Annotated in this window: 18 protein-coding genes; 9 read left to right on the forward strand and 9 right to left on the reverse strand. The window is 67.0% G+C overall.

Annotation, left to right across the window (positions count from 1 at the left end; all coding sequences use genetic code 11):
* Window positions 1-295 precede the first annotated feature (295 nt).
* Both PP359_RS11460 and PP359_RS11465 read left to right on the forward strand, forming a co-directional pair.
* Window positions 296-697, forward strand: coding sequence for a type I restriction enzyme endonuclease domain-containing protein (locus tag PP359_RS11460; RefSeq protein WP_499250635.1), 402 nt, complete (start codon window positions 296-298; stop codon window positions 695-697).
* Window positions 697-4,251, forward strand: coding sequence for an SIR2 family protein (locus PP359_RS11465; RefSeq protein ID WP_499250636.1), 3,555 nt, complete (start codon window positions 697-699; stop codon window positions 4,249-4,251). The genes PP359_RS11460 and PP359_RS11465 overlap by 1 nt, the downstream gene beginning before the upstream one ends.
* Before the next feature lie 44 nt (window positions 4,252-4,295).
* On the opposite strand, the gene PP359_RS11470 is transcribed toward PP359_RS11465, so the two are convergent.
* Window positions 4,296-5,234 carry a hypothetical protein gene (locus tag PP359_RS11470; protein ID WP_499250637.1) on the reverse strand — a complete coding sequence of 313 codons (939 nt, stop codon included), beginning with the start codon at window positions 5,232-5,234 and terminating at the stop codon, window positions 4,296-4,298.
* 43 nt (window positions 5,235-5,277) lie between these two features.
* Window positions 5,278-5,832: a DUF6932 family protein gene (locus tag PP359_RS11475; RefSeq protein ID WP_499250638.1), complete on the reverse strand. Its 555-nt coding sequence runs from the start codon at window positions 5,830-5,832 to the stop codon at window positions 5,278-5,280.
* A gap of 284 nt (window positions 5,833-6,116) precedes the next feature.
* On the opposite strand from PP359_RS11475, the gene PP359_RS11480 reads away from it, so the two are divergent.
* Window positions 6,117-6,449: a hypothetical protein gene (locus tag PP359_RS11480; RefSeq protein ID WP_499250639.1), complete on the forward strand. Its 333-nt coding sequence runs from the start codon at window positions 6,117-6,119 to the stop codon at window positions 6,447-6,449.
* Window positions 6,450-6,510: 61 nt separating this feature from the next.
* On the opposite strand, the gene PP359_RS11485 is transcribed toward PP359_RS11480, so the two are convergent.
* The gene (locus PP359_RS11485) at window positions 6,511-6,834 is read right to left on the reverse strand and encodes a DUF6176 family protein (protein ID WP_499250640.1); all 324 of its coding nucleotides are present in this window, start codon (window positions 6,832-6,834) and stop codon (window positions 6,511-6,513) included.
* An 88-nt stretch (window positions 6,835-6,922) separates the two neighbouring features.
* Here PP359_RS11485 and PP359_RS11490 point away from each other — a divergent pair, with 88 nt between their 5' ends.
* A complete protein-coding gene (locus tag PP359_RS11490; protein ID WP_499250641.1) occupies window positions 6,923-8,500 on the forward strand; it encodes a molybdopterin-dependent oxidoreductase in 1,578 nt (525 codons plus the stop codon).
* A gap of 43 nt (window positions 8,501-8,543) precedes the next feature.
* The gene (locus tag PP359_RS11495) at window positions 8,544-8,918 is read left to right on the forward strand and encodes a DUF2834 domain-containing protein (RefSeq protein ID WP_499250642.1); all 375 of its coding nucleotides are present in this window, start codon (window positions 8,544-8,546) and stop codon (window positions 8,916-8,918) included.
* Window positions 8,919-8,931: 13 nt separating this feature from the next.
* On the opposite strand, the gene PP359_RS11500 is transcribed toward PP359_RS11495, so the two are convergent.
* From PP359_RS11500 to PP359_RS11510, 3 genes are all read right to left on the reverse strand, one after another.
* A complete protein-coding gene (locus PP359_RS11500) occupies window positions 8,932-9,369 on the reverse strand; it encodes a DUF1622 domain-containing protein (RefSeq protein ID WP_036320717.1) in 438 nt (145 codons plus the stop codon).
* A gap of 137 nt (window positions 9,370-9,506) precedes the next feature.
* The gene (locus PP359_RS11505; protein WP_036320714.1) at window positions 9,507-9,677 is read right to left on the reverse strand and encodes a CsbD family protein; all 171 of its coding nucleotides are present in this window, start codon (window positions 9,675-9,677) and stop codon (window positions 9,507-9,509) included.
* 120 nt (window positions 9,678-9,797) lie between these two features.
* Entirely contained in the window at window positions 9,798-10,832 is a 1,035-nt protein-coding gene (locus PP359_RS11510; protein WP_499250643.1) for a GTP-binding protein, read from the reverse strand.
* Window positions 10,833-10,914: 82 nt separating this feature from the next.
* Here PP359_RS11510 and ykgO point away from each other — a divergent pair, with 82 nt between their 5' ends.
* Together ykgO and PP359_RS11520 are read left to right on the forward strand one after the other, a co-directional pair.
* Window positions 10,915-11,037, forward strand: a complete 123-nt coding sequence (gene ykgO, locus PP359_RS11515; protein WP_005049715.1) for a type B 50S ribosomal protein L36 — start codon at window positions 10,915-10,917, stop codon at window positions 11,035-11,037.
* Window positions 11,034-11,549 carry a GNAT family N-acetyltransferase gene (locus PP359_RS11520; protein WP_499250644.1) on the forward strand — a complete coding sequence of 172 codons (516 nt, stop codon included), beginning with the start codon at window positions 11,034-11,036 and terminating at the stop codon, window positions 11,547-11,549. Before ykgO ends, PP359_RS11520 begins: the two co-directional genes overlap by 4 nt.
* Window positions 11,550-11,558: 9 nt before the next feature.
* Here PP359_RS11520 and PP359_RS11525 read toward each other — a convergent pair whose 3' ends face one another.
* Window positions 11,559-12,098, reverse strand: a complete 540-nt coding sequence (locus PP359_RS11525; RefSeq protein ID WP_499250645.1) for an NUDIX domain-containing protein — start codon at window positions 12,096-12,098, stop codon at window positions 11,559-11,561.
* Between the two features lie 73 nt (window positions 12,099-12,171).
* Window positions 12,172-13,095, reverse strand: a complete 924-nt coding sequence (locus tag PP359_RS11530; protein WP_499250646.1) for an aggregation-promoting factor C-terminal-like domain-containing protein — start codon at window positions 13,093-13,095, stop codon at window positions 12,172-12,174.
* A gap of 278 nt (window positions 13,096-13,373) precedes the next feature.
* Between PP359_RS11530 and PP359_RS11535 the strand changes: the two genes are divergently transcribed.
* Window positions 13,374-15,476: a glucose PTS transporter subunit IIA gene (locus PP359_RS11535; RefSeq protein WP_112931802.1), complete on the forward strand. Its 2,103-nt coding sequence runs from the start codon at window positions 13,374-13,376 to the stop codon at window positions 15,474-15,476.
* A gap of 129 nt (window positions 15,477-15,605) precedes the next feature.
* On the opposite strand, the gene coaBC is transcribed toward PP359_RS11535, so the two are convergent.
* The gene (gene coaBC / locus PP359_RS11540) at window positions 15,606-16,829 is read right to left on the reverse strand and encodes a bifunctional phosphopantothenoylcysteine decarboxylase/phosphopantothenate--cysteine ligase CoaBC (protein WP_499250647.1); all 1,224 of its coding nucleotides are present in this window, start codon (window positions 16,827-16,829) and stop codon (window positions 15,606-15,608) included.
* 64 nt (window positions 16,830-16,893) lie between these two features.
* Here coaBC and PP359_RS11545 point away from each other — a divergent pair, with 64 nt between their 5' ends.
* Window positions 16,894-17,610: an NRDE family protein gene (locus PP359_RS11545; protein ID WP_499250648.1), complete on the forward strand. Its 717-nt coding sequence runs from the start codon at window positions 16,894-16,896 to the stop codon at window positions 17,608-17,610.
* The last annotated feature ends 16 nt before the right edge of the window (window positions 17,611-17,626 follow it).

The raw sequence follows: 17,626 nt of genomic DNA on the forward strand, positions 1-17,626 counted from the left end.
GATAACGGCCACAAGGGGTTTCCGTTACCTTTTCGTGACTTCATACGAAAGTCGAATCTTGGTGTTCGACGCCACGCAAGTTGTCAGTAGCGCCAAGCGCGTGTCATCCGCGCCACTGAATCTGTCAGTCGTTCGGCGCGTCGCGCAACGCTCCACCCGCCCGACGTAGCTTGGCGCCGAGCACGTACCCGAAGTACGCACTGTCAGGCTCACGATCCTCGACCACGAGAGACCTCGCACGGTGATCCTGACAACCTTCGCGCCATCCGGGCACACTGCCTCGGAACTCGCAGCTGTGACTGTCGAGGTGAAGTACGGCGGTCGGGTGTGCGATATCGGGCCCGATCAAGTAAGCGAACTTGAGCTGACGCGCATCGATCCCATCCGAATCTCAAAGGCATATCCGGGGCGGGAGACGGCCGAGGTCGCCCTCTATGACGCGATCGCTCAGAACGACGCCGCGCTAGAGATGGGCGATGACACGCTGAAGAAGATCGCGGTCGATCTCGTCTGGGCGGTACGGTCAAGCGTGGTCATCGACTGGGATCAGAAGGAGAGCGTCCGCGCACCGATGCGCTCCAAGGTGAGACGCCTCCTCGCTCGCTACGACTATCCGCCGGACGCCGAGGCGAAGGCAGTGGAGTTGGTGTTGGAGCAGGCGGAACTCTTTGCGCATGGTGAGGTGTCGACCGCCTGATGTGGATCACCGGTGACGTTGAACTGCCCGATGAAGTACTTGCAGCGCAGGCCGAGGATCGTCTTGTGTTCTTCGTCGGTGCGGGAGCGAGTGTTGACCACCCTTCGGATCTACCTCTGTTTGGGGCGCTCGCGAAGAGGCTTGCCGGCCTGGCTCGCGTCTCATACGACGACGCAATTGCCATCGACTACTTCCTCGGATCCATGCCGGATGATTTCGACACTCACGGCCACACTCGCGACATCATTTCGAATGGCGGCTCGATGCCGAACTCCACCCATAGAGCTCTCGTTCGATTGGCTTCCGCGACCGGCACCCTGAGGATAGTTACGACCAACTTCGATGACCATCTCGCTTCAGCGGCAGCGGGACAGGGCGTCGCGATCGCAGAAAAGTGGATCGGTCCCGCGCTACCGCTCGGGGACGACTTCCAAGGACTCGTTCACCTCCATGGATCTGTGACACGGCAACCCGGCGAGCTTGTTCTCACCGATAAGGATTTCGGTCGTGCCTACCTCACCGCTGCGTGGGCCACGCGGTTTCTGCTGCCCATGTTCCAGCGATTCACAGTGGTTTTCATTGGCTACAGCCACGACGACCCGATCATGCGGTACCTCGCACTCGGTCTACCTTCTGGTACACCACGCTTCGTCCTGACGAGCGAGGAGAGCGCTCATGACGCCAAATGGCGACGCCTGGGTGTCCAGCCGGTGGCCTATCCGGTCTCGGGGAACGATCATGGCGCGCTTGTCCGAGCCCTCGAGGCGTGGGATGTTCGCGCTCGGATGGGGCAGCTTGAGCATGGCGTCCGTGTAGAGGAGATTGTTGCCGCCGGGCCCGCTGTCACTCCAGTAGATCGGGATTACCTAATCGGACGGCTAAGTTGCCGCGACGGTGCCGCCGACTTCGCAAAGGCGACCGCATCAGGACCGACCGAGTTGAAGCTCGAATGGCTTCATTGGCTAGAAAGCTTCGCAGGCTTCAAACGGCTCTTCGAAGCCGGAGCTGTCGGCGACGCCTCCGTGATCCTCGCGAACTGGTTTTGCCGCACGTTCCTCGCGGATCCGGTGCTGCACGGTTCGGCACTCCAAACTGTCCAGCGCCTCGGGCAGAACTTCGCAGAACCGTTGTTCACGGCTGCGAGTTTCGCTGTTGACGAGTTGTCGCGATCCGACCCGAAAGCAAGCGAACGATGGCGTGCGTTTCTCGCGACTTCGGTGCACGGATTTACGGCCCCCGCGCGTTCGGACATACTGCTTCCGGTCGTCTCTGGCCTTGAGGCGCGAAGTGTGCCGGTACTGAGGTTCGCCCTACGCCCGTTTCTGGTCCTGAAGCGGCGATGGTTCATCGAGGAGCACGAGGCGCCGACGACCGTGCCCGATGCCGAAGTCAAATGGAACGGGGAAGAATACTCCCTGACGCCACACCTCTCCGCGGCAGTTCAAGCGTCTCCGCCGGGGGACCATTCGTTGGGCCTCGCGCTTGAGGAATCGGTGGCTTCTGCATACGACCTACTTGATGCCTATCGTGGAGAGGTCGGTTGGGATCCACACTCATTCGGTCGGTCGGCAATCGAACCGCATCAACAGGATGAAATCCGCGAGCCTCTCGATGCGATCATCGACGCGCTACGCGACTTCGGTGTGCGGGCGCGTGGAACTGAAGACCGCTTACCCGATAGGTGGTGGGCGACCGGCCGCGCTCTGCTCCAGCGACTAGCGCTCCACCTCATCGCGACCGCTCCGGATCTCGACTCGAACGCAAAGCTCGGGTGGTTGCTAGAGCGGAGCAACCTCTACGAGGACGGTCTCAAGCACGAAACCTACGCGGTTCTTGCGGCAAGTGTCGAGAACGCGTCAGATGAGATTCGAGAGCGGGTTCTTGAGCTCGTAGCCGAAGGACCGGCCTTCCCTGCTGAGACTCCTGACCGCGATCGTCACGTCCAGTATGGCAAGTACAATTTGCTCGTTTGGCTTGTCGCGAGCGCACCAGCTTGGGCGGGGGCCGCTACTGCTCTCGGGGTCATCCAGCAAACCAACCCGGACTTCATTCCGAGGGAGCATCCGGACTTCGACACATGGATGTCATCAGGCACATGGGGCGGGCAGCTGCCATTAGATCCATCAGAGTTCTTGGCCGCCGTCCGCGCGGATGCCTCAACGGCGCTCAAGGATCTGCTCTCGAGAGACTTCTCGGACCGGGCGTTCGATGAGCCGAGCTGGGACGACGCGCTCACCTTAGTCACGCAGGTAGTCGAGAACGACGCTGCGATTGGTGACGCTCTCTGGAATGAGGCCCTTGAACAGGTCCAAGATCCGGCTCGACGGGCTGGGATGCTTCGAGCCATAGTTGCCGGATGGACGAAGGCTGATCTCGGATCCGTAGCGCTGCTTGCCGTCGATAGCGCGAGCACGCTCGTGTCAGACGCTGGGGCCGCGCATCAGATTGGGCGCTTTCTACTTGAACAAGTGCGTAAGCGGGTCGATGACGCCGAAGATGACTCCCTGAAGAGCATGCGAGCTCTAGCTCAGGCGCTCTGGCAAGCTCATGGCAGTGCCTTCAGCCATACCGACGGCCTTGACGTGATGTCGATGGCGCCTCTGTATCTCAACTCGTGGCCCGGCAGCCTTGCCCTCTACTGGCTGACCGAAATCGATCGGCGTTGGCGGCAGCACCGTGACGATTGGGTGGGCCTCAACGAAGAGGAGCACGCGTCGCTTGCTCAACTACTCGTCGGGCCCCCGCATGCTCTCGACGCGACGCGCCCTGCGCTCGCAAGCCAGTTGTTCTTCCTGTTCGCCGCTGATGCTGAGTTTGCCTCCGCTCACCTTCTCCCGCTGTTCAGTGATGCCGAGGGTGCAGCACTCGTCTGGAAGGCGTTCCTTTATCACCCGCGCTACAACGACAAGTTGCTCGCTGCCGGTCTGATGGGCGCGCTGGTGGCTCAGTGGGATCGACTCGAAGAAATCGGCGATGAGATGATCCGGCAGCAGTTCTTTGGTGTGAGCGCCTCGGTCGCATCTTTCGCTGGTATTACGGACGACGAACGGCAGGCGCTGCTCGACCGAAGTGTGCTTTCGGAGGATGGAGCGTACGCGGAGCAGTTCGCCGAAGCGACCATCCGATTCCTTGGGGCCGAGCGGGTTGATGGTGCGGCGGTATGGGAGCACTGGCTGCGAGTTCACATCACAGACCGGCTCAACGGTGTGCCGCGAAACGCATCGCCAGAGGAGCTCGCGTGCTGGGCAGATGTCATCCCCTACATTGGCACAAGCGTCCCGGCAGGAATCGCGCTATTCGGTGCGAATCCGCCCGGGTTAGGTGAGCGCTCATTCCTCGCCGACATTCCGGGTGGAGTGTTTGCGATGCACGGGCGAGAGCTGGTCCAGTACTTCATGGCTCGCGTGAAGAACACGACCCCAGTGGGATTCACTCTTTCCTACCGCCTGCGCAGACTCGTGGCGGCGATTCGGACGGCAGTAGGAGATGAGGTCGTCGCACCGCTCGAAAACGCTGCGCGCGCGAAGGGTCTCCTGGGCGAGCGGGGCGTGTAGAACTGGGTGGAGGAAGCGAGCGACTGGCACAACTTCCGGAACCCTTATGCTCCACTCCCCGGCTCTACTGAGAAGAGCGATTCTTCGTCAACCGGTTCGATCTCTTGCACAACGTAGCTACGGCGCCCGTCCGGAAGCGCAAGAGTGCGGGTGATCAAGACATCAAGCTTTACCCGCACGCGCTGGCTTGGGTTCGCGTCGAGTCTTGCGACCTCGAGCTGGACTCCGGGGCTTCCGAACGAGGCAGTGAGTGTCTCGCCGGTCGGTTCGAGTATGAGCCGCATGGTCCCCTTCGACCATGTGTGCCCGTCCAGGAACCCCTTGGCCTCACGCGCCTCGCGTTGCGTGACGGTCTCCGTGAGCTTCTCCCGGAGGTAGCCAACGCCAGATTCCCCTACGTGGAGCTGTACTCGCCCCACGCCTCGCTGGCTGAACTCTCCATCAATTGACCATGCGCCCTTTTGAACTTGGTCGAGCGCCACTCGCAGATGATGACGCGCGCTGGAAGGGAGGAGCCCTACAGCTGCGTTGAGGTCCTCGTCATCCAAAGACGCCGTGTCGGCGTTGGAGAGCACGACGGCAATGCGGCGGAGCGCTTCTGAATACCCGTCCTCATCGGGCAGAATCTCATCTGCGATCTCGGGGACCGATATCTCGGCGGCGGGATCATGGCGAGGCGGCGCAACGAACGTAACCCGGACTGAACCTGCGCCGGCCTCCACGAGCAACTCGTCGGGCAGGGCAGCCAGCCCCGCCATTTCACGCACGGCTGCTTTGGTGGCGTCCGCCATTCTCGTCACGAACTGGCCGAATGACTTCGCTACTGTCGCATGGCCCTTCACGGAACCGCCATCCAGGTGCAACTCCAAGTGGCCGTTCCTCGGCGCAAGTTCGGCTTCAGCGATGCGAACAAGTTCTGGATCGTCGCGGATCACAGCGAGGAGCGACCCCAACTCAAGCTCATAGTCACTCTCCGCGAGCAAGTGACGGATCGAGCGACGAAGCTCGCTGGAGGCGGTGGATGGGCTAGATGATTCCACGAGCCACCTCCAAGAAGCCCTTTGACGCATTCGGGATGATCTGACCGTCCGGGCCGCGTACTCTCGACCACTGAACGCGGTAGAACGAAGCGGTGTTGGACGACGCCAAGTAGGAGTCGATCATCCCCCCGAACGGCGCGAGCTTGCCGATCGGGAGTTGCTTCGAATTGATTGTGCCACTGGTGTCGTCGAAGGTCAGAAGACCCTGTGTCGCGAGGCGTCGCTTGGACTCCGCTGGAACGTCATCTGCAATGATCGCGACGTCCACATCATGCGGCTCCTCCCATGACTTGTGCGTGACGAAACCGCCGTCGACCCAGAGGAGCGCTCCAGGGATCTCCGTCCAGATGGTTTCCGCATAAAGAGCGAACGCTCTGAAGAGGCGTTCGCGGCGCTCCTTGAAGGGGGCGCTGGCAACGAACAGCGAATGTACGTCCGACATCGTCACTCGATACGGCGATGGGCTGGGAGGGAGAGTGCCGAGGATCGGGTCAAGAGCGGGGAGTGCCGACACATGAGTCGTGTGTTCTGCATCGGCCATGGTCGGAGCATACAAGGAGCCCGAGACATCGCCCGATGGTGCACCGGCGGTCGGACGACAAGGATATCGAGGAGGTCAGCGTCTGCCGCTGACATAGCGCCTGGCGGTGGAGCCTGGATGAGGCGTAGCGGCTCATGCGGAATTACGGGGAAGCTGAGTGAACACCTTTGCCAAACCGTCTGGCGTCGAACACTTGGGCTGTGCGGGCTGTGCGGGCTGTGGGGCACGGCGGCGACCCGACGCCCCGCGAGGGGCTCTGTCGGGCTGGAATGGGAGACTGGGCTATGCCCGTTCGCCCCGACATCGTGTGCATCTGCGGATCCGCGCGCTTCGCCGACGAGATGCGCGACGCGAGCCGTGACCTCACACTTCGCGGCGTCGTCGTTCTCGCGCCCGCCGAGATGGACGGCGATGTCAGCGCAGACCAGAAGGCGCACCTCGATGCGCTGCACCGCCACAAGATCGACCTCGCCGATCGCGTGCTCGTCGTCAACCCGGGCGGCTATATCGGCGCATCGACGGCGGCGGAGATCGCCTACGCGCGGGCGACCGGCACGCCGGTTTCCTTCACGGCTCCGCCGGACGGTGCCGCGGCCGATGGAAGCGGCGAGCTGTGACGGCGGTCATTTCGTTCTCCCTCGACGGCGTCGTCCGCCACCTCGATTGCCAGGCCGTCGGTCATACCGCCCGCAGATCCAGCACGATGTCGCAGTCCACCCCGCCAGCATCGGCCGCGCGCATGACGGCGCGGTGCTCTGCGTCGATCGCGCGGGGCGACATGTCGGCGACGGCTCGGGAGTGGGCGATGTCGTCGGTCTCCATGGCGTACACAAGGACGGGGCCATCCGCGCCGTCAAGGATCATCGCCGTCTCATGACGGACGCGTTCCGCGGCGAGTGAGGCGAGTGCCTCTTGGCGACGCGGACCGTTCACGGTGCGGAGCCACTCCACAACGCGGTCGAGGTGATCGGGGTCGATGCGCCGTGCGACGAGATGGATCATGCAGTCAGCCTAGAAGGCCGCCACCCATCCGATTGCGCGGTAGCGACGAACAACACAGGTACCCCGACCCCGGCGGCAGGAGACCATCGTGACCACGCACACCGGCCGGCGCGTGTCGCTCGCCCTCGCCGCCCTCGCGGGCCTTGTCAGCGGTGCGGTGTTCCTCGGCGTCGCCGAGCTGCTGGCGATGCTCGTCGCGCGCAACGCTAGCCCGATCCTGGCGGTCGGTGGCTTCGTGATCGACATCGTCCCCCAGCCCTTCAAAGAGTTCGCGATCGCCACGTTCGGCTCCAACGACAAGATCGCCCTCCTCGCCGGTCTCGGCCTCGCCGTCGTGATCGCCTCGGCGATCGGGGGAGTGCTCGAGTACGTGCGCAGCCCTCTCGGCGTCGTGGTCGTCGCGATCGCCGGCGTGCTGTCGACCGCCGCCGTCGTTTCGCGCACCGGAGTCACGCCGTTGTCGTTCGTTCCTCCCGTGGTCGGGGCGGCCGCGGCATCCGTCGTTCTCGTGATGCTCGGTCGCCGCCTGCGGCGCTGGCGGCGGCCCGGTCCGGACTCTGCCGAAACCGACTCCGCGCCGGACGAGGCACGGGCGCTCGGTCGGCGCGGCTTCTTCCGCCTCGCGGGCGTGGCCGGGGTCTCCGCCGTGATCGTCGGCGTCACGGCACGCGTCGTGACGGCCGCGACCTCATCGGTCGACGCGATCCGCGATGCGCTGAAGCTGCCGGCCCCTCGCCGAACGCTGACCGTACCCGCGGGCGCCGAGCTCGACGTTCCCGGTCTCTCGCCGCTGTTCACGCCGAACGCCGACTTCTACCGCGTCGACACGGCGCTCACCGTCCCGGCCATCGATCCGACGACGTGGCGCCTCGTCGTGGACGGCATGGTCGACCGTCGCATCGAGCTGAGCTTCGACGACCTTGTGGGCATGGGGCTGGACGAGTACGGCATCACCTTGACGTGCGTGTCGAACGAGGTCGGCGGCGGGCTGGTGGGCAATGCGAGATGGCTCGGCGTGCCCGTCCGCGACATTCTGCGGATGGCGGGACCGCAAGGCGGCGCCGACATGGTGCTCTCACGCAGCGTCGACGGCTACACCGCGAGCACTCCGCTGTCGGCGCTCACGGATGATGGACTCGACGCGATTCTGGCGGTCGCGATGAACGGCGAGCCGCTACCTGCCGAGCACGGCTTTCCGGTGCGGATGATCGTCCCAGGGCTCTACGGGTACGTCTCGGCGACGAAGTGGCTGACCGAGCTGAAGGTGACGACCTTCGCCGCTGATGAGGCGTACTGGACCCCGCGAGGCTACAGCGCGCAGGCGCCCATCAAACTCTCCTCGCGTGTCGACGTCCCCAAGGTCGGCAGTCCCGTCGCCCCCGGACGTGTGCCCGTCGCCGGCATGGCGTGGGCGCAGCCGACCGGCGTCGCCCGCGTCGAGGTGAACATCGACGACACCGGCTGGGTTCCCGCGACGATCTCCACGCCGGTGAACGACGAGAGCTGGGTGCAGTGGATGTACGAATGGGATGCCGCGCCCGGCACTCACTACATCGCGGTGCGCGCCTGGAACAAGAAGGGCGAGCTGCAGGAGCAGCAGCGCGCCCCGATCGCGCCGAACGGTTCGACGGGGTGGCACCGGGTGCTCGTCACGGTCTCGTCGTGAGTGATCGCACACGGTGGCGATGCCGACGCGTGAGAATGTGCCCATGACAGCTCGTTGGACACCTCTCGCGATCACCTATCTCGTGCTGGCGGTCGTAGGCCTTGTCGGCACGTTCGCGCTGAACGTCTGGTCGGTCGTACTGATGCGCAACTACCTGCTCGATCTCGTGCAGTCGGGACCGGCCGTCGGGTCGATCGGTGTCGACATCATGGTCGCGGCGATTGCGGGCAGCATCCTGATCATCGTCGAAGGACGGCGGCTGGGCATGCGCCGCCCGTGGCTGTACGTGCTCGTGTCGCTCGTGACCGCGTTCGCCTTCGTCTTTCCGCTGTTTCTCGCGATGCGCGAGCGGACTCTCGCGGCGCGGCGGATGCTGTCGACCGTGGGCTCCGACGACCTTGCTGAGCCCGCGAGCTGAACGGCCCCCGGGCTCAGTCGGTGACGGCGCGGCCCTCGTCCGTGCGTGTGGCCTTGCGTTCACGCGCGATCGAACGGGCGAGCACCTGGCCGCCGCTGGTCAGCAGCGCCCGTCGCCAGGGGAGGGTGCCCTCGATCTCGATCTGGATCGAGATGGACAAAACGGTCCGGATGATCACGATGAGCCCCAGGATCACCGCGTCTTCGATCGACGGCTTGGAAGTGATCGTGCGGATGAGGTCGGCGGCCACGAGAACCTCCAGCCCGAGCAGGATCGCGGCGCCGAGCGTGTTGCGCAGCACCAGGTAGGCGTCGTGGCCGCTCCCGGTGCGCCGAAGCGCGCGCACCGCCAGAACGAGGGCGATGACGAATCCGGCGACCATGGCGAGCGCGCCGATCGCCTCGAACCCGAGCGCGATCGCCGTGAACAACGGCTCGATGCTCTCCGCCATGATGTGCGCTCCCCTCGGAGGACCGACATCCTCTCGCCGCTCACTCTACGAGGCGGCTCGCGGGCGCGGCGAGCAGGCGTCGTCCGCGCGCAGACGACGCCCCCACTCGCCGAGGAGTGGGGGCGTCGGTCGGGGGCTTACTTGAACGCGTCCTTGACGTCTTCGCCGGCCTTCTTGACGTGGGCCTTGGCCTGGTCGGCCTCACCCTCCGCTTCGAGCTTCTCGTTGTGCGTCAGCTTGCCGACGCCCTCCTTGACCTTGCCGCCGATGTCCTCGGCCGCGTTCTTGATCTTGTCGTCGAGACCCATGATGTCTTCCCTTCTGCCAACTCCTGCCTCGACGCTATGAAGTCCGCGCGCCGGAGGGCAGTGGGTTGACGCGGCGCGGCCACCGTACTATGCGCGGATGCCGCGGAATCCGGATCCTGATCACGCCGACGGGTCTCGCGGGAGGGGGTCTTCCGCGAGTGCCGGCCAGTCGGGGAGGGGATCGGTAAAAGCCGCCCAGGCCGCGGTCCCGGCCTCCAGCTCCGCGTCGGTCAACAGTGCCTCGTCGAGCGTCGCCATCACCGCACCGGTGATCAGATCCAGCCCGGTCAGCGCGATGTCCTGCGCGGTGAGCGCCGCCTCGGCCCCGGCGTCCTGCGGATCGATCCACATCGCCGAGCCGACCTGATTCCATCGGGCGAGGATGCCGGGTCGGGTCGCGATCCGGCAGAAGCCCGCCGATCGCAGCAGAAGACCGAGGCGCCCGGTGTCGATCTCGTCGAGCGCATCGGCGAGCCGCGAGGGGTGGAACGGTCGCAGTCGTTCGTAACGCACGGTGCTCACCCGCGGGTCGGTCATGTAGGGGTCGTGCTCGTCGTTGAGGGCGCGCACCCACCCGGCACGCTCGAGCACGGGCCCATCGTCGACGGCGGACGGCGCGGAGTCGATCAGTGCGCGGATGTCTTCGCTGGGGCCCCGCGACAGGCGCACCCGAGCGCGCGGCGCCAGATGCGAGGCCAGCGCCATGAGCATCGAGAGCTCGGCTGTCGCCACGTGCTCCCACCGGACGATGCTGACGAGTGTGGCGGCTTCCAGCAGTGTGACGGCTCGGCGTGCACGCGCACCGCTGTCGCCGTCGCCGGGGCCTCCCCGTTCGTCGAGCGGACTGGGGTCGCGCAGATCGTCGAGCATGTGGCGTGCGTCCACGACGCACACGATCGGCGCGGACGGCGTCCGGGTCACGATGTCCAGGTGGAGCACGTCCACGTCGATGCCGGCATCGATCACGAACCGTTCGACGTCTCGGCGGTCGCGGGTGAGAGCGATGGTGACGGGGTGGTCCGGCGTCGGCGCTGCGGCATCGTCTCTCGTCGAAATGCGCAGCAGTCCGCGCTGCGTGGCGACGGCCAGCCCGGCGGCATAGCGCCGACGTTCCGGAGTGCACACGCCGGCGACGATGAGGGGAGAGGGCAGCACGACGGGGCCTGCTTTCAGGTTTGACGGACGGACGCCTTCACTCTAGCTTCTTATTGAGAAGAATTATCAACAAGGAGGTCTCGTGAAAGTTCGTGCGTCGCTCAAGTCGCTGAAGGAGCAGCCCGGTGCTCAGGTCGTTCGCCGGCGCGGTCGCGTCTACGTCATCAACAAGCAGAACCCTCGGTTCAAGGGCCGGCAGGGGTGACCATCGACGCCTCCTCGAGCGCCGACGTCGAGATCCGTCTCGCGCGCCCGCAGGAGGTCCCGGCGATCTGCGCCTTCGGAACGGACGTGCTCCCGGCGCACTACGGTCCGCTCATCGGAGCGGCGGCCGCTGCCGAGCTCGTGGCCGACTGGTGGAATCCGGAGGTCACCTCCCGAGGGGTGGCGGCGGGGGCGGTGTGGGTCGCCGTGGACGCGGACGGAGCCCTCGTCGGTGTCGGCGAGCTCGGCTCCGCCGGCGGCGAGCCCGTCGTGTATCGGCTGTACGTCGCTCCGGGGCGGCGCGGCCGGGGGTTCGGCGTCCGCCTGCTCGATGCCATGATCGCAGCGTTGCCGGAGGGGACGCCCCGCGTGCTCATCGAGCACGTCGCCGCGAATCGCCGCGCCGGCGCGTTCTATCAACGGGAGGGGTTCGTCATCGACCGCATCGACGTGGTCGACCCCGCGGCGCGCGATCGGGATGTCGTATGGAGGGCGCGCCCCCTCAGCGTCTGAGCGCGAGTCTCAGGCGAAGCGTCCGAGGTGGATGCCCGCATACGCGACCGCGGCGACACTCTCGCCGTCGGTGATCTCGCCGGCGGCGATCATGCGCAGGACCTGGCCGAACGGTACCCACCGCACCGCGTCGATTCCCTCCTCATGCTGGGATGCCTCGGCATCCGCACCCCGGGAGACGCCCTGCGCGAGGAAGACGAACTCGGGCGCGCGGGCGATGCCGTTGAGGGCGTTCATCCGGCCGAGTGCGGTCCAGCGCTCCGCCGTGATGCCGGCTTCCTCGGCCAGCTCGCGCTTCGCCGCGGCCAGTGGGTCTTCGCCGTCGGAGCCTCCCGCCGGCACCTCCCACGAAGGCCCCGTCGTGTAGCGCTCGAGCGAGACGAGACAGACGCGGTCGTCATCGTCGACGGCCACGACGAACACGGCGGGATGCTGCATCTCCACCACCCCGTAGATGCCCTCGCCGTGCGGGCCGACGACGTCGTTCTCCTCGACGCGGATCCAGCGGTTCTCGTACACGGTGCGCGATGCGCGCGTCTTCCACGTCATGCGCCCACCCTAGAACGGGCGAACGGCCCGGACGCAGAGGTCCGGGCCGTTCGAAGGCGTACGTGTGCGCTGCTCAGTACCAGCCCACCGACTCCGAGTGGTCCCACGCGCCGCACGGCGTGCCGTAACGGCCCGCGATGTAGCCCATGCCCCACGCGATCTGGGTCGCCGGGTTGGTCTCCCAGTCGGCACCGGCCGATGCCATCTTGCTCCCGGGGAGAGCCTGCGGGATGCCGTAGGCGCCGCTGCTGTTGGCGGCGTTGACGCGCCAGCCCGACTCCTTGTTCCACAGCGACACGAGGCAGGCGAACTGGTCGTCGCCCCAGCCGTAGTTGGCCGACGCCATGGAACGAGCGATGCCCTGAGCGGATGCCGGGTCGACGTTGACGTCGACGGCCGGACGCGACGAGACCGACGCGGTCTTCGCCGCAGCGGCCTCCTCGGCCTTCGCCTTCGCGGCGGCTTCTGCGGCCGCGGCTGCCTCGGCAGCAGCCTTCGCCGCCGCCTCGGCGGCGGCCTTGGCGGCAGCCTCCTCTGCGGCCTTGCGCTGCACGGCGGCATCGAGGGCGGCCCGCAGCTTCGCCGTCTTGGCGGCGACGACCTCGGTCTCGGCCTTCGCGTCGGACGTGAGCGTGGGGATCATCATCGCGGGCGTCACGTCGAGTGCGCGCAGCTTCGTGATGAGGGCGCCGAGCTTGGCGGTGTCGACCGTGGTGTCGGTGGTGCCGACATCGAGACCGGAGGCCGAGATGTCGATCGACACCTTCGCGGCGGCGGCGACGGCGCTCTGCGCGGCGCTCATCGCGGTGACGCCGCCGGCGGTGATCGCGCTGAGCGGTGCGGAGGTGGTCTCGACGGCGACCGAGCCGGTGGAGGCGGCGGGAGCATCGCTCGCAGCGAAGGCCGGCAGGGCCCCCGCAGTGGTCGTGGCGGCGCCGATCACGAGGCCGAGGCCGAGGAGGGCGGATGTCACGGGGCGGTAAGGCAGACGGGGCATAAAGAGAGTACTTCCGGTGAATCAGCACCGCCCCGGCGCCGGAGCGCGAGCGGTGTGCGTCCTCGGGTGGACACGAAGGTCACAGCTTCACAACGTTTTCTGGACATCCCCGGCGCAGAACCTGAGTGAAACCTGTACGCCAACCGCCCGTCGGGCCGCATTTCCTCCGGGCCGTTTGCCACGGTCCGGGCCCTGTCCGCTGTCCTGGCGGCGATATAGAGTCGCCTGCGACAGATCGTCATCGACAGGACGTCGCATAACGAAAAAGAGGCGAAAAAATGGCATCCAATTCGGCATCCGAGATCGTCGACGCCGTCGGCGGACCCGGAAACATCGCGAGTCTCACCCACTGCGCCACACGATTGCGCTTCCAGCTCAACGACGGAGACAAGGTCGACAAGACCGCCGTCGAAGCCATTCCGGGAGTGCTCGGCGCGGTCCCGCAGGCCGGCGACCGCTTCCAGGTCGTGATCGGCGGCGGCGTGCAGACCGTCTACAACGAGATCATGGCGCTGCCCGTCATGGCCGGCGGTGCATCCGCCGCCGGCGCGGGGGAGAGCGACGCCGACATCAAGGCGCGCGAGCGCGCGAAGGGCCCCCGCGGCACGAACGCGTGGCTCGACACGCTGTTCGAGTTCCTCTCGGACTCCTTCCGCCCCATCCTCGGCGCCCTCCTCGGTGCCTCGCTGTTCATCACGTTCATGGCACTGGCCGCGACGCTCGGCTGGATTCCGGCGTGGAACGCGCCCGGTGTCGTGCTGCCGCCGTCGTGGGCCTTCGTCAACCTCATGTGGCAGTGCGTGTTCATCTTCCTGCCGCTGATGGTGGCCTACAACGCGTCGCAGAAGATCGGTGCCGACCCGTGGGTGGGCTTCGCGATCATGGCCGTGACGATGCTTCCCGGATTCGCGGGGCTCGGCAAGACGGCGGATGCCGTGCAGACGACCTTCCTCGGCTCGCAGATCACGACCGTGCAGGTGTTCGGCCTGCCGCTGACGATCTTCGACTACAGCTCGCAGGTGTTCCCGCCGCTGCTGATGGCGGCCGTGCTGGGCCTGGTCTACAAGGGGCTGAAGAAGGTCATTCCCGAGAACATCCAGCTCATCTTCGTGCCGTTCATCTCGATGCTCGTCATGATTCCGCTGACGGCGTTCCTCATCGGCCCGATCGGCGTCTACGCGGGCGCGGCCCTGGCGAACCTGCTGAGCTCCATCAACACGTTCTCACCGTTCATCTTCGCGATCGTCATCCCGCTGGCCTACCCCTTCATGGTGCCGCTGGGCCTGCACTGGCCGATCAACGCCATCATGCTGCTGAACATCCAGACCCTCGGGTACGACTTCATCCAGGGCCCCATGGGTGCGTGGAACTTCGCGTGCTTCGGCGCCACGGCCGGTGTGCTCGTGCTCGCCTGGCGCGAGAAGGACAAGCAGATGCGCCAGACGGCGACCGGCGCGCTCGCCGCGGGCCTTCTCGGCGGCATCTCCGAGCCGTCGCTGTACGGCATCCACCTGCGGTACAAGAGGATCTATCCGCGCATGCTCGTCGGCTGCCTCACGGGTGGTCTGATCATCGGCGTCGGATCGCTCCTGCTGGGCCTGCCGCACGGCATCACGACGCAGGCGTTCGTCTTCACGTCGCTGCTGACGATCCCCGCGTTCAACCCGATCGGGCTCTACTTGGTCGCCGTCGCCGGCGCCTTCGTCGTCGCGATGGTGCTCGTCATGATCTCCGGGTACAAGAACCCGGAGCCGGCGGGTGCGGCCGTTGCCGCGGCCACGGCGGGTGCGGCATCCGTCGCCCCCGGTGCGGCGCGCGACATCATCCCGGCGGTCGCCGGAGGCGCGGAACTGGCCGGTGTGGCCGGTGAAGGAGCGCAGACGGCCACCGCGGTCGCTGAGCGTACCGCCGCAGTGGGCGCGCTGATCCAGGTCGCGGCACCGTTGGACGGCACGGTGGTGCCGCTCGACACCGTGCCCGACCCCGTGTTCGCGGGCGGAGTGATGGGGCCCGGCGTGGCGATCGAGCCGACCGGAACCACCGTCTACGCACCGGGCGCCGGTGTCGTTGTCGCCGCGCAGCCGACCGGTCACGCCTTCGGCCTGCAGCTGGACAACGGCGCCGAGGTGCTGATCCACGTCGGCATCGACACCGTCAACCTGAAGGGTGAGGGGTTCGATGTGAAGGTGAAGAACGGCGACCGCGTCGAGACCGGCACGCCGTTGGTGACCTTCGATCGTGCCGTGATCGAGAAGGCGGGCTACCCGCTGATCACGCCGGTGATCGTCCTCAACGGAGACACGTTCGACACCGTCGACCCGGTGAAGCTCGGCCCCGTCACCCACGGCGCCCCGCTGCTGGACGTGCAGAAGAAGGCCTGACACGGCGGCGTTTCGACCCGCTGCGCTCTGCGTTTCGACTCGCTGCGCGCGCTCAACGACCGGGGCGGATGACCTCGGTCGTTGAGCGAGGAGCGCAGCGACGAGTCGAAACGCGGTGGGCCCTCACCGTCAGCGGATCTTGGCGACCGCGTCCCAGATCGCGTCGCCGACCTCGCGCTTGGTGCCCGCGGCATCCGTCACGACCTGGTCGGACGCATCGAGCAGCAGCACCCGGTTGTCGGCCATCTCGAAACCGTGATCCTCGTCGACCCGGTTCACGGCCAAGAGATCGACGCCCTTGCGCGCCCGCTTGCGCCGCCCCCGGGCGAGCAGTTCCTCGTCGTCGTCGGCCGTCTCGGCTGCGAAACCGACGATCGTCTGCCCGGGCCGGCGCGCCGCGACGAGCCCCGCGAGCACATCGGGGGTGGTCACCAGCTCCAGCCGCGGCACGCCGTCCTCCTTACGCAGCTTCTCGCGCGAGACCTCCGCCACGCGGTAGTCGGCGACCGCGGCGACCATCGCGACGACATCGGCACCGGCCGCGGCATCCGTCATCGCCGCCTCGAGTTCGGCGGCCGTGCCGACGCGCACCATCGTGATGCGCGTGTGACGGGATGCCGCGGCGAGCACCCCTTCGTCGACGTGCGCCGCCACGAGCACGACGTCGGCGCCGCGGTCGGCGGCGGCGAGGGCGAGCTCGGCACCCTGGCGGCCGCTGGAGCGATTGCCGAGGAAGCGCACCGGATCGATGGGCTCACGCGTCCCACCGGTCGACACCGCGACCCGCACGCCCGTGAGGTCGGTCGACGAGGAGGAGGGCGCCGTAGAGGGCGCCGCGACGGCGAGGGCGGACGCGAGGACCTCCTCCGGCTCGACCATGCGCCCCGGCCCGCTATCGCCGCCGGTCAGCGGACCGTCGGCAGGCCCCACCACGTGCACACCGCGTGCGCGCAGCGTTGCGACGTTGGCCTGTGTCGCGGCATGCTCCCACATCGCCGTATGCATGGCGGGGGCGACGACGACGGGGGCTCTCGTGGCCAGCAGCGTGACACCGAGCAGGTCGTCCGCGATGCCTGCGGTCATCTTCGCGAGCGTGTTGGCGGTCGCAGGGGCGATGATGATGAGCTCGGCCGACGTGCCGAGGGCGACGTGGCGCACGCGGGCCACGTCATCGTGGACACTGGTCGTGACAGGATTCCTGCTGACGGCCTCCCACGTGGTCGTCCCGACGAAGCGCAGCGAGTCCTCGGTGGGAACAACGTGCACCTCGTGCCCGTTGGTCACGAGGGCGCGCACGAGATGCACCGTCTTGTACGCGGCGATGCCGCCCGTCACGCCCACCACAACGAACATGGTCCGATCCTGCCACGCCCGACGGCGGGGCCACGAGGAGCGGACGGAGAGGTCTCGAGCAACCGTGTGCACCGTCATCGTCCACGTTCCGCACGACGACGGCGCACCCGTGCGGCTGCTCGCCGTCCGCGACGAGGATCCCGCGCGCTCGTGGGATCCGCTGGGCCCGTGGTGGCCCGAGCTTCCCGCTGTGCGAGGCGTGCGCGACCGTCGTGCCGGTGGTGCGTGGTTGGCCGCGGATGCCGAGCACGGCCGCGTCGCGGTGATCCTCAACCGCGCCGACGTGCTGGCTGCCGACCCCGACGGCGAGCCGCCCGTCTCCCGCGGTCGGATCGTCCTGGACGCCGTCGCGGGTCGCGGCCCGGACGACCCGCCGCACGCGCAGGGATTCAACCTCGTCGAGGCGACGCCGGCCGGTGCCCGCGTCACCATGTGGGACGGCGGCGCGCTGCGGCACGTGGAGCTTGCTCCCGGCATCCACATGGTCGCGCATGACGACGTCGACGACGAGGCGACGGCGCGCATCGCGGCGTGGCGCGAGGCCTTCAGCGCGCCGGCTGCCATCGACGGGCACTGGTGGGAGCCCTGGCTCGACACTCTCGAGCTGACGAGCGGACTGGGACCCACCGACGATCGCGCCATCGTGCGCGACAACCGTCCCTTCGGGTACCCGACCCTGTCGCTGCTGGTCGTCGCCGCCTCGCTCGGACCCGACGGCGTCGACGTGCGCTACGCGGAGTTCGACGAGCCGGGGCAGTGGAACCGACCCCGGCTCGCCTGAGCTCTGCGCCGTCCTC

This window comes from Sphingomonas sp. BLCC-B65 (assembly GCF_028550675.1).
Classification (GTDB): Bacteria; Actinomycetota; Actinomycetes; order Actinomycetales; family Microbacteriaceae; genus Microbacterium.